At 37.6% G+C, this 11,201-nt stretch carries 10 protein-coding genes, 1 tRNA gene and 1 pseudogene; 10 read left to right on the top strand and 2 right to left on the bottom strand.

Annotation, left to right across the window (positions count from 1 at the left end; translation table 11 throughout):
- The 6 genes and pseudogenes from FC37_RS06620 (at nt 1) to FC37_RS06645 (ending at nt 6,046) form a co-directional block, all read left to right on the top strand.
- Nucleotides 1–1,149, top strand: a complete 1,149-nt coding sequence (locus FC37_RS06620) for a CamS family sex pheromone protein (protein WP_025005410.1) — start codon at nt 1–3, stop codon at nt 1,147–1,149.
- 11 nt (nt 1,150–1,160) lie between these two features.
- The gene (gatC, locus tag FC37_RS06625) at nt 1,161–1,469 is read left to right on the top strand and encodes an Asp-tRNA(Asn)/Glu-tRNA(Gln) amidotransferase subunit GatC (protein WP_025005411.1); all 309 of its coding nucleotides are present in this window, start codon (nt 1,161–1,163) and stop codon (nt 1,467–1,469) included.
- A complete protein-coding gene (gene gatA / locus FC37_RS06630) occupies nt 1,469–2,908 on the top strand; it encodes an Asp-tRNA(Asn)/Glu-tRNA(Gln) amidotransferase subunit GatA (protein WP_056945563.1) in 1,440 nt (479 codons plus the stop codon). Before gatC ends, gatA begins: the two co-directional genes overlap by 1 nt.
- Before the next feature lie 4 nt (nt 2,909–2,912).
- Nucleotides 2,913–4,343 (top strand): Asp-tRNA(Asn)/Glu-tRNA(Gln) amidotransferase subunit GatB, encoded by a 1,431-nt coding sequence (gatB, locus tag FC37_RS06635; RefSeq protein WP_025005412.1) that lies wholly within the window; start codon nt 2,913–2,915, stop codon nt 4,341–4,343.
- A gap of 25 nt (nt 4,344–4,368) precedes the next feature.
- Nucleotides 4,369–5,289 (top strand): diacylglycerol kinase family lipid kinase, encoded by a 921-nt coding sequence (locus FC37_RS06640; RefSeq protein ID WP_056945564.1) that lies wholly within the window; start codon nt 4,369–4,371, stop codon nt 5,287–5,289.
- 65 nt (nt 5,290–5,354) lie between these two features.
- A pseudogene (locus tag FC37_RS06645) lies at nt 5,355–6,046 on the top strand (TMEM175 family protein).
- A gap of 40 nt (nt 6,047–6,086) precedes the next feature.
- On the opposite strand, the gene FC37_RS06650 reads toward FC37_RS06645, so the two are convergent.
- Nucleotides 6,087–6,791, bottom strand: coding sequence for a Bax inhibitor-1/YccA family protein (locus FC37_RS06650; RefSeq protein ID WP_025005413.1), 705 nt, complete (start codon nt 6,789–6,791; stop codon nt 6,087–6,089).
- Nucleotides 6,792–6,972: 181 nt separating this feature from the next.
- On the opposite strand from FC37_RS06650, the gene FC37_RS06655 reads away from it, so the two are divergent.
- A complete protein-coding gene (locus tag FC37_RS06655; protein WP_025005414.1) occupies nt 6,973–7,314 on the top strand; it encodes a hypothetical protein in 342 nt (113 codons plus the stop codon).
- Nucleotides 7,315–7,349: 35 nt separating this feature from the next.
- On the opposite strand, the gene nhaC is transcribed toward FC37_RS06655, so the two are convergent.
- Complete coding sequence (gene nhaC, locus FC37_RS06660; protein ID WP_056945565.1) at nt 7,350–8,726, bottom strand: Na+/H+ antiporter NhaC; 1,377 nt, start codon at nt 8,724–8,726, stop codon at nt 7,350–7,352.
- 367 nt (nt 8,727–9,093) lie between these two features.
- On the opposite strand from nhaC, the gene rlmD reads away from it, so the two are divergent.
- The 3 genes from rlmD to FC37_RS06675 all read left to right on the top strand — a co-directional run bounded on the left by rlmD (nt 9,094) and on the right by FC37_RS06675 (nt 11,141).
- Nucleotides 9,094–10,440, top strand: a complete 1,347-nt coding sequence (gene rlmD, locus FC37_RS06665) for a 23S rRNA (uracil(1939)-C(5))-methyltransferase RlmD (RefSeq protein ID WP_025005415.1) — start codon at nt 9,094–9,096, stop codon at nt 10,438–10,440.
- Between the two features lie 3 nt (nt 10,441–10,443).
- Entirely contained in the window at nt 10,444–10,944 is a 501-nt protein-coding gene (locus FC37_RS06670; RefSeq protein WP_025005416.1) for a GNAT family N-acetyltransferase, read from the top strand.
- Between the two features lie 110 nt (nt 10,945–11,054).
- Nucleotides 11,055–11,141 (top strand) — tRNA-Ser (locus FC37_RS06675).
- Nucleotides 11,142–11,201: the final 60 nt, after the last annotated feature.

Raw genomic sequence — 11,201 nt, forward strand, 5'->3', positions numbered from 1 at the left:
GTGAAAAAATATTTGCAGATTATAGCTTTAGCTGGGGCAATGCTCACTCTGAGTGGTTGTGGTAAATTAAAAGATTCAAGTTTAGCAAATAATGCCACTACTACTTCAACAGCTAAAAAGAAAAGTTATCAAACAACCAATACAGGTAAAAATGGCTACACCGTTTTAATGAAAAATGGTCGCTATGTAATTAGTCCAATTGCTGGTTTAACCGCAACTGATAATGATAATTCAGTTGATACGCGTGAATTAGAGCGTGGCTTAATCCAGATTTCTAAAAATCAATTTTCACCTAACCAATATGTGTTCCAAGAAGGACAATACTTAGATACTTCAACAGTAATAGATTGGCTGATTAGAAAGTCTAAGAGCAATCCAAAGGGCTTGAATCCAGCTGATAATGGTAAAAATGGTCCTGATACTCGTAATCCAATTTATTTGGAAGAAATTGTAGAGCAAGACTATTTAACTGGTTCAGGTTCAAAGTATCAACTTGGTGGAATGAGCTTAGGTTTAGCAATGAATTCTGTTGACTATTACCAAAAAAAGCGTGATGGTGCAGAATTTAAGACTGAAATTTCAAGAGCTGAACAAAAGGCTCAAGGTGAAAAAATTGCTAATGAAATTGTAGCTCGTTTGCGTAAGAAGAAGGCTTTGAAGAATATTCCAATTACCATTGGATTGTTCTCAAAGACAGAAAAAGATTCATTAGTTGGCGGAACTTACTTTGCTTACGGGACAGCGGCCGCTAATAGTAGTAAAATAACTAAATGGAAATCCGTGTCGGAAAAAATGCAAGTTTTACCGACAACTGGTAATGAAAAAGCAATTAATAGTGATGATGCATCTCACTTTAATGATTTTAAGGCGGCTATTCAGAATTACTTCCCTAATATTAGTGGAGTAACAGCAACTTTGCGTTATGATAATGGCAAGCTTGCTCAAGAAAATATTTCAATTACCACACAATTTTATGGTTATGAGCAAATTCAGAGTTTTACTCGTTTAGTTTTGTCATCGGCAAAGAAATATCTGTCTAATAATGTTCCAATTGAAATTAAAATTGGATCGGTTGATGATGTGCAAGCATTAATTGCTAAGGAAACCGGCGACAGTGATTATCAAGTCCATGTATATGGCGGCGAATAGGAGGTATTTGCGTGGAAATCACAAAAGATACCATTAAACACGTTGCGACTCTTTCGCGACTTGCGTTTAATGAAGAGGAATTAGATAAATTTACAGATCAAATGGGATCAATTATCAACATGGCAGATCAACTTAGTGAAGTTGATACTGAAGGCGTTGAAGAAACTGTTCAAGTTGTTGATCGTGATACTGTATTTAGAGAAGATAAACCTGAACACTGGCAAGGACAAAACAGAGAAACATTAATGGCTAATGTTCCTGAAAAGGCTAACGGCTACATTAAGGTTCCTGTAATTATTAATAAGGATGAGGACGAGTAATGAATTACTTAAACGAAAATATTGATTCATTAAATAAAAAACTTGCCAGCGGTGACTTGTCAGCAGATAAGTTGGCTCAAGATACTGTGGCAAACATTAAAGACACAGATAAGAAGTTAAATGCTTGGATTACTGTAGTAGATGATGCAAAGCCTGCAGAAAACCTTGATTTTTCAAAGAGTAAATTAGCAGGTATTCCAATTGCCATTAAGGACAACATTATTACTAATGGTATTAAGACTACTGCAGCAAGTCACATGTTGTACAATTACATGCCAATGTATGATGCAACAGTTGTTTCTAAGCTTAAGAAGGCTGGAGCAACCTTTGTTGGTAAGACCAACATGGATGAATTTGCTATGGGTTCTTCAACTGAACACTCATACTATGGTGCAACCCATAACCCATGGAACTTAGATAAGGTTCCTGGTGGTTCATCCGGTGGTTCTGCAGCAGCAGTTGCTGGTGGTCAAGTTGTTGCAGCCCTTGGTTCAGATACTGGTGGTTCAATTCGTCAACCAGCTGCATTCAACGGTATTTTTGGTATTAAGCCAACTTACGGACGTGTATCTCGTTGGGGTCTTATCGCATTTGGTTCTTCACTTGACCAAATCGGTGTAATGACTAAGCGCGTTAAGGACTCAGCAGAAGTATTGAACGTTATTGCAGGTGCAGATGAACACGATTCAACTGTTTCAACTCGTGAAGTTCCTGACTTTACTAAGTTTATTGGTCAAGACGTTAAGGGCCTTCGCGTAGCTGTTCCTAAGGAATACATGGAAGCAGTTGACGGTAAGATGCGTGAAGTTATCCAAAAGCAGATCGATGCTTTAAAGGATGCTGGCGCAATTATCAATGAAGTATCATTACCACATACTAAGTACGTTGTTCCTGACTACTACATCATTGCTTCAAGTGAAGCTTCATCAAACTTGCAAAGATACGATGGTATTCGTTACGGTTATCGTGCAGAAGACACTAAGAACTTGCTTGACGTTTACGTTAAGTCACGTTCTGAAGGTTTTGGTGCAGAAGTTAAGCGTCGTATCATGCTTGGTTCATTCGCACTTTCAGCTGGTTCATACGACAGATTCTTCAGACAAGCTGCTAAGGTTAGAACTTTGATTTGCGACGACTTTGACAAGATCTTTGCTGAAAACGACGTAATCGTTGGACCAACTACTACTGAACCTGCATTTGGTATTGGTGAAGAAGTTTCTGACCCAATCAAGATGTACAACAACGATATTTTGACTATTTCTGCAAACTTAGCAGGTATTCCTGCAGCTAGTGTTCCAGCTGGTTTAGTTGACGGTATGCCTGTCGGCTTACAAATTATGGCTAAGCGTTTTGATGAAGGCAACGTCTTCAAGACTGCTGACTTTATTGAACGCAGCAACAAGTTTTACGAAAAAACACCAACTGGAATGGAGGATTAATTGAATGAATTTTAAATCGACTATCGGACTTGAAGTCCACTTCGAATTAAAGACAAAGAGTAAGATTTTCTCTCCTTCACCAGTAACTTACGGTGCTGAACAAAACACGGAGACGAATGTTATTGACTGGGCTATGCCTGGTACCTTGCCAATGGTTAACAAGAACGTATACCGTTTAGGTATTATGGTTGCCATTGCAACTCATGCTCACATTTTGCCAACTACTCACTTTGACCGTAAGAACTACTTCTATCCTGATAACCCAAAGGCTTACCAGATTACTCAATTCTTCCAACCACTTGCTCGTGATGGTTACATTGAAGTAGAAGTTCGTGGTAAGAAGAAGAGAATCGGTATTCATGAAATGCACATCGAAGAAGATGCCGGTAAGAACACTCACGGAACTAACGGCTTCTCATACGTTGACTTAAACCGTCAAGGTGTTCCACTTCTTGAAGTTGTTTCTGAACCTGATATGGAAGACCCAGAAGAAGCTTACGCTTACCTTGAAAAGTTACGTAAGATTGTTCAATTTACTGGTGCTTCTGACGTTAAGATGGAAGAAGGTTCAATGCGTGTTGATACCAACATTTCTATTCGTCCAGCTGGACAAAAGGAACTTGGTACTAAGGTCGAAATGAAGAACTTGAACTCATTTGATCACGTTCGTCGTTCACTTGCATACGAAGAAAAGCGTCAAGAACAAGTTCTTCTTGCTGGTGGTCACATCCAACTTTCAACCCGTCGTTTCGATGAGGCAACTGGTAAGACTGTTTTGGAACGTGTTAAGGAAGGCGCATCAGATTACCGTTACTTCCCAGAACCAGATATTGCTCCTGATCACATTAGCCAAGAATGGATCGATCAAATTGCTAAGGAACTTCCAAAGAGCCCATTTGATCGTTACGATGACTATGTTAACAAGTTTGGTTTGAAGCCATACGATGCAAATGTTTTGCTTCAAACTAAGGAAAGCTCCGACTTCTTCGATGCTGCTGTAGCTGCTGGTGCCGATCCAACACTTGCTGCTAACTGGATGAACACTCAAGTAAATGGTTACTTGAACGATCACCGTGTAAGCTTGAATGACATTAAGCTTACTCCAGAACACTTAGCAGAAATGATCAAGTTGATCAAAGATGGTACTATTTCATCTAAGATCGCTAAGAAGGTCTTTGCTGAAACTATTGCTAACGGTACTGATCCTAAGAAGTACGTTGAAGACAACGGTATGGTTCAATTGTCGGATACTTCAGTCTTAGCTCCAATGGTTAAGAAGGTTGTTGACGATAACCCACAATCAGTTGAAGACTTTAAGAATGGTAAGGACCGTGCAATCGGCTTCTTAGTTGGTCAAATCATGAAGCAAACTCGTGGTAAGGCTAACCCTAAGATGGTTAACAAGTTGCTTAACCAAGAATTGCAAAGTCGCTAATTTTTAGAACGTTAAGGTAGTAATTATGACTAGTAAAGCAAGATTAATTTATAATCCTGTATCCGGTCACGAGCAGATGCCCAAAAACGTGGCCGATATTTTAGATGTGTTAGAGCAAGCTGGCTATGAAGCTAGTGCGTTTAGAACTACACCTGAACAAAATAGTGCTCGCAATGAAGCTACGCGTGCTGCAAAGGAAGGTTTTGACCTGATCGTTGCAGCCGGTGGTGACGGGACAATCAATGAAGTAGTTAATGGGATTGCCTTTTTAGATCAGAGACCTAAGATGGCAATTATTCCAGCAGGTACGACTAACGATTATGCCCGTGCATTAGCCATTCCACGTGATAATATTCCAGATGCAGCGAAAGTTATTCTGAAAAATAAAACACGGAAAATGGATATCGGTAAAGCAGTTTTTGGCAATCAAACTCAATATTTTGTAAATATTGCTGCCAGCGGTTCTTTAACAGAATTAACGTATGGTGTGCCATCTGAAGTTAAATCAGCTTTAGGGTATGCTGCATACTTAATCAAGGGTGCAGAAATGTTGCCTCGCTTGACAGAGAACGAAATGCGCTTGACTTACGATGATGGCGTATATGAAGGCAAGCTCTCCATGTTCTTACTTGGAATGACCAATTCAATTGGTGGCTTTGAACAAGTTATGCCAGATGCACAACTTAGTGATGGCTTATTCCAATTAATTGTGGTTAAGCCCTCTGACCCTGTCAGCATGATGAAGCTGATGGCTTTAGCCTTGAATGGTAAGCACGTTGATGATCCTAATATTATTTATACCAAGACGCGTAGCTTAAAGGCCGAGCTGATCGGTAAGAGTGCAGGACAAGATTTGCCAGTTAACCTTGATGGTGAAATTGGTGGTTATTGCCCAGTAGAATTTGATAATTTACAACAACGCATTGAATTTTACGTTGGTAAATAAAAGTTAAAATTATAAAAATAAATGGAGCTTAGCTAATTGCGCTAAGCTCCATTTTTAGGTGAAAAATGTTTAAACTGCATAAAGTGTTCGATAGTCGACATTATCGAAGGCTATTATCAGTTCAGAAGGAAGAATTAAAAGAAGCAAGGGAGAAAGTGCGTCAGGCGCAGCAAAAAGAGCCTGAAAGATTGCGAGAACATGTTGAAACTTTTAATGATGCAGTAATTGCAATCATTATTACGATTATTGTTTTGCAAATACAGTCCGCTTTTAAAACAAGCCAATATTTAGAATTTTTAGGAAATATCGTGATTTTCATTATAGCTTTCTTTATTATTGCGGATTTTTGGTATGATTTGCATTTAGCTTTTTCTTATTTCATCTTTAAACCTGATAAAATTACCGCTATTTGTGATTTTTGTTTGTTGGCTACTTATCACTTTTACCTGTGATGACTAAGTGGATCATGATGCGAGATTCCGCCTTTGCGGTGACAAATTTTGGAATTGTGTATTTCATTGCTCAAATTTTAAAAGTGTTTGTGCAATATTTCGGTGCCAAGCCATTGATGCGAAGCCCGCAGGTAATGAACATTATGATGGTAAAAACTTCGGTACATAGAATTATTCTGGTTCTTGTTTTGACAATATTTTTGATTCTATTATCATTGATTTTACCTAGAGTGGCTATGTTTCTATATATTCTTATTCCGTTTATTTTATTCTTAATGCCCATTAATAGTAGAGGGTTTAGATAAAAAAAGAGATGCAGATTTTCTGCATCTCTTTTTATTGATATTAGTCGCGATCTCCGCCCATGCCAAAAATTTGAAGCAAGAACAAGAAGATGTTCACGAAATCTAAGTAAAGTTGCAATGCACCAAGTACAGCTAAACCATTGGTTGAAACTTGACTGCCATAGTTGTTGTAAATTGCCTTCATCTTTTGTGCATCATAAGCAGTTAACCCAGTGAAGATCACTACACCAATGATTGAAAAGACGAAACTTGCAACGGAATTGCGCAAGAAAATGTTAACGACCATCGCAACTATTAAACCGATTAAGGCAGCTCCTAAGTAAGAACCCATGTTGTTTAAGTTCTTCTTAGTGAATGTACCAAAGATAGCCATTGCACCGAATACAGCTGCAGATGATACAAATGCTGTACCGATTTGAGCTTGGGTGTAGAAGCCAGCTAGAAGTGCAAATTCAAAGCCATAGATTACGGCTAAGATCATTAACATTACAAAGCCAGCAACAGGATTTCTAGTAGCTTTAAAATTGATGCCCAATGATAAACCAATTGGAACAAAAAGAATAATCCACATCATTGCAGGTGGCATTTGCATCACTGCTGATCTAAAGACAGTCATGGTCAAAAATGCGGCAATAGCTGAAACTAAAACAGATAGTCCCATGTAGCCATACATTTTTGAAAGAAAACCGTTAACTTCTGCAACGTCATGAATTTCACGACGTCCAGGATTTGAAAAGTTATCCATATTGTATGTCACTCTTTCTTTTATTTAGTTGTCTTATATATTTTAACGTATTTAGAAAAAAAGTGTAGTATTGCCGTTTATAGAGTTAGTTTTTAAGGTTTTCTTATGATTGTTATAGCTAGAGCAAATAAGTTTTGTAGTGTGTTCTTTTCCTGTATAGTTAAATTAAGGAAGTGATTTTATGGATAAAAAATATTCAGATAATGAAGTACGCGGTGAACGTAGTAGTCGTCCAGAGCAGGTAGAGAAAAAAGGTTTAGTTTTAAGTTTTACTAAAAATGCGTGGGAGAAATATCAGCAATTAACGGGATCACAAAAAACATTTATTGATCGCGAATTAGATGATTTGAAATTTAAGCGAAATAATCAAAAAAGCAAAATGGTGAACGCCGAGCTAGATCAAGCGCTTGTTTTTGAAAAGAATGGTGCAGAAATTGTGATCACTGATATTGTGTATGAACCATATCGTGAAAGTGAAGAGCATAAGAAAGCCCAAATTAGAATGGAAAATATGAATAACTAAAAAAGAGTGCTCAGGCACTCTTTTAATTTTAAAGTTTATTTTTTGTCTTTAGCCCACTTTAAACCGATACCAGTAAATCCGCTGATGATTGAGAATACCGGTGAAAGTAAACTAAAGAATGCAAATGGTAAGAATTGTAAAACTGGAACGCCCAAGGTAGCAGCAGCAAATGAACCGGCAACGCCCCATGGAATTAAGTAGTTGATAACACTACCACCATCTTCAAGTACACGGCTAAGTGCAAGTGGTGAAAGCTTAATTCTATCAAAAGCAGGTTTAAATGCTCGACCTGGCAAAATTACTGATAAGTATTGTTCACCAACAAACAAGTTAATGCAGATACCTGAAAGAATAGTAACAGTAATTAAACGACCTGGCTTTCTCAAATGCTTAACAAGTGGTTCCATTGCGCTTTGAACTACGCTGAATTTCATTAACATCCCACCTAATGAAAGAGTAGAGATGATTAGGGCAACAGTAGCCATCATGCTAGAAATACCACCACGAGTAAGCAAGGCGTTAACAGAAGCGTCACTAGTTTTGGCAACAAAACCATTCATGATTAAATTATTTAATGATTGCACTGATTCGTGAGGATTTTGGGCAAAAAGCATGATGACAGTTGCTGCAATGTTGATGAAAAGAGTAGGGATAGCTGGAACCTTACGCCAAGCGCAAAGGAGCATCAAAACGATTGGAACGATTGCCCACCAAGAAATAGAGAAGTTAGTTTGTAAAACGTGAGAAGTACGTTCAATCTTAGTTGGATCCATTTGACCGCTGTTACCAAGAATCCAGAACAGAATTAAGGAAACAACAAATGATGGGATAGTTGACCACATCATGTTCTTGATGTGGGCGAATAATTCACTTTCAGCCACTGCAGATGACAAATTAGTTGAATCTGATAATGGAGACATTTTATCGCCAAATACGGCACCTGAGATGATAGCACCGGCAACTAAAGCTGGATTTGCATTCATGCTGGCACCAATACCGAAGAGGGCAATCCCAACTGTAGAGATAGTAGTAAAACCACTACCAATGGCTACCCCAACGATTGCACAGACTACAAAAACAGATGGAACAAAGAAACTACCACTAATTAAATGGAAACCCAATACCATGATGGAAGGGATAATACCCGCTTTAATCCAAAGACCAATTAAGGCACCAATTAAAATAAAAATAAAGATAGGGATGATGGCTACGCCAATACCTTCTTTAATACCATCTTGGACATCTGTCCAGGTAAAGCCGCGAAGTCTTGCCCAGAATGTGAGCAAAAGAACCGTGAATAAAACGGGTACTTCTGGCGATAAACCGAACTTGATTACTGAAATACCTAAAATAGCCAATAAAGCTATGAGGATAATAATTGATTCCGTAAAGGAGACTTTTTGCTTTTTCATTTTTATTCCTCCAAATAAAAAAATCCCGTTGACTAAATAGTCAACGGGACGACGATAGCCGTGGTACCACCCACTCTTTCAAGCATAAGAGCTTGAATCTCTATCAGATGGTAACGGTTCTGAAAAGTTATCCGAACAATATTTAATCACGATGTAATTTGTCTAACTTCGCCTGACTGGTTCGCACTAACCACCAGATCTCTGAACGCTTAACGAAGCAGCTACTTTGTCGTTGATTGTTGGAAAATATGATAGCAAGATTAAAAAAATCTGTCAATACTTTTAGATAAAATAATTTTGTAGTAATTTTAAATCGAGTATTATAATAGAAAAGAATTAAATGGTTTATTAAAAAGGCTGAGTGTTTATGGAAAAGAATCAAGTTATAGATTTAGAAATCACTGATCTTTCATACGAAGCAATGGGTGTTGCTCATTACAATGGAATGACGGTATTCGTAACGAATGCACTTCCAGGAGAAATAGTTAGTGCAAAAATTTTAAAAGTTAAGAAGAATTTTGCTTTTGCAAAAATTGAAAAAATTAAAAAAGAAAGCCCTGATCGAGTAAAAGTTGAATTAAATCGGGGCGTTCAAACTGGTTTAGCTTCACTTGCGCATATTAAATATGATAAGCAGCTTGCTTTTAAACGTAATCAAGTAGTTAGCCTGCTTAAAAAGGCACATTTAGAAAATATTGAAGTTGGGGAAACTTTAGCTAGTCCTGAAGAAGTTGGTTACCGTAATAAGGCGCAAGTTCCTGTGCGTGAAGTAAATGGCAAACTTGAAATTGGCTTCTTTAGACGTCATTCGCATGATTTAGTGCCTTTGACTAATTTCTTTACTACTGATCCCGAAATTGATCGAGTTTTAGTAGCCGTAAGAGATATTTTGCGTAAATATAAAGTGCTCGCTTATGATGAAATTAATAATAAGGGCGAAGTGCGTTACTTAGAAGTTCGTCGTAGCAAATCTACTGGCGAAATGATGGTAATTTTAGTTTGCTTGCACAAAGATTTCATGCAATTACCGAATGTTGCTGCAGAAGTTAGCCAAATTCCAGGCGTTTCTGGTTTGATTTTAAATTATAATCCTAAGAAGACAAACGTGATTTTGGGACAAAAGGATTACTTGGTATTTGGTAATGATCAAATTACTGATCAAATTGGAGATTTGAAGTTTAGAATTTCACCTCAAAGTTTCTTCCAAATTAATTCTTTGCAAACACCTCGTTTGTACAATTTGGCAATCAAACAGGCTGATTTAAAACCAGATGATGTTGTAATTGATGCTTACTCAGGTATTGGAACTATTGGGTTAAGTGTTGCTAAGCATGTTAAAGCAGTTCGAGGCATTGAAGTAGTTCGGGATGCGATTAAAGATGCTAAGGATAATGCTAAGTTTAATGATATTACTAATGCTAAGTATTATTTGGGTAAGGCGGAAGAAATTATGCCACGTTGGGCTAAGAGTGGTCTTAAAACCGATGTAGTATTTGTTGATCCGCCAAGAAAGGGATTAACTCCTGAATTTATTAATGCAACTGTTAAGACAGGACCTAAGAAAGTCGTTTATATTTCATGTAATCCTGCCACTTTGGTACGTGATTTGCAATTGTTCGAAGAAAAGGGTTATGAATTTAAGCGTATTGATCCTGTTGATATGTTCCCACAGACTCCACATGTTGAAGCCGTAACTGTTCTTACAAAGAAGTAAAAAATGATTATTAAACCACTAATTTTTGAAGATGAGGCAAAAGAAACAAGTCAACTTTTTCAAAAGTGTTGGCAAGATACATATAAAAATATATTGCCAGATGTATTTTTAGATAATATTCCTGAAAATGCTTGGGTTAAACGATTAAATGAGAGTGGTCGTCACAACTTGATTTTTGTTGATGATGATAATCAAATTCGTGCAGCCGTAAGTTATGGTCGTCCTCGTGATACGCGCATGCTCGGATGCGGTGAATTAATGGCTCTTTATGTTGAACCTAATTTTCAAGGATTTAATATTGGGAAAACTCTACTTAATGCTGCCGAAAACGAATTAAAAAAGATGGGGTATGGCAAGATCTATCTATGGTGCATTGATGGAGACGAAAATGCACGACAATTTTTTGAACATTTTGGTTGGATTAATAATGCAACTGAAAAATTTGTAGAAATTGCTGGAAAAGAATATAAGTACTTGCTATATCAAAAGAATTTGCATGATTAAAAGAAGATAGATTAAAAATAGATATTGGTCAATTTGATCAATATCTATTTTTTGGCAAAAAACACTTGCGCTTTTATCTCACTTTAGTATAATAGTATCTGTTCGGCTATGGAGGATTACCCAAGTGGCTTAAGGGGACGGTTTTGAAAACCGTTAGGCGGTTCTGCCGCGCGTGGGTTCAAATCCCACATCCTCCTCTGATTGGTCCATTGGAGCAGTGGTTTATCTCGCCTCCCTGTCACGGAGGAGATCGTGGG

Source organism: Lactobacillus gallinarum DSM 10532 = JCM 2011, assembly GCF_001434975.1.
Taxonomy (GTDB): Bacteria; Bacillota; Bacilli; order Lactobacillales; family Lactobacillaceae; genus Lactobacillus; species Lactobacillus gallinarum.

Coding starts and splice junctions, on each gene's coding strand:
- gatA (WP_056945563.1), top strand. CDS start 1,469: ATGAATTACTTAAACGAAAATATTGATTCATTAAATAAAAAACTTGCC.
- gatB (WP_025005412.1), top strand. CDS start 2,913: ATGAATTTTAAATCGACTATCGGACTTGAAGTCCACTTCGAATTAAAG.
- FC37_RS06640 (WP_056945564.1), top strand. CDS start 4,369: ATGACTAGTAAAGCAAGATTAATTTATAATCCTGTATCCGGTCACGAG.
- FC37_RS06650 (WP_025005413.1), bottom strand. CDS start 6,791: ATGGATAACTTTTCAAATCCTGGACGTCGTGAAATTCATGACGTTGCA.
- FC37_RS06655 (WP_025005414.1), top strand. CDS start 6,973: ATGGATAAAAAATATTCAGATAATGAAGTACGCGGTGAACGTAGTAGT.
- nhaC (WP_056945565.1), bottom strand. CDS start 8,726: ATGAAAAAGCAAAAAGTCTCCTTTACGGAATCAATTATTATCCTCATA.
- rlmD (WP_025005415.1), top strand. CDS start 9,094: ATGGAAAAGAATCAAGTTATAGATTTAGAAATCACTGATCTTTCATAC.
- FC37_RS06670 (WP_025005416.1), top strand. CDS start 10,444: ATGATTATTAAACCACTAATTTTTGAAGATGAGGCAAAAGAAACAAGT.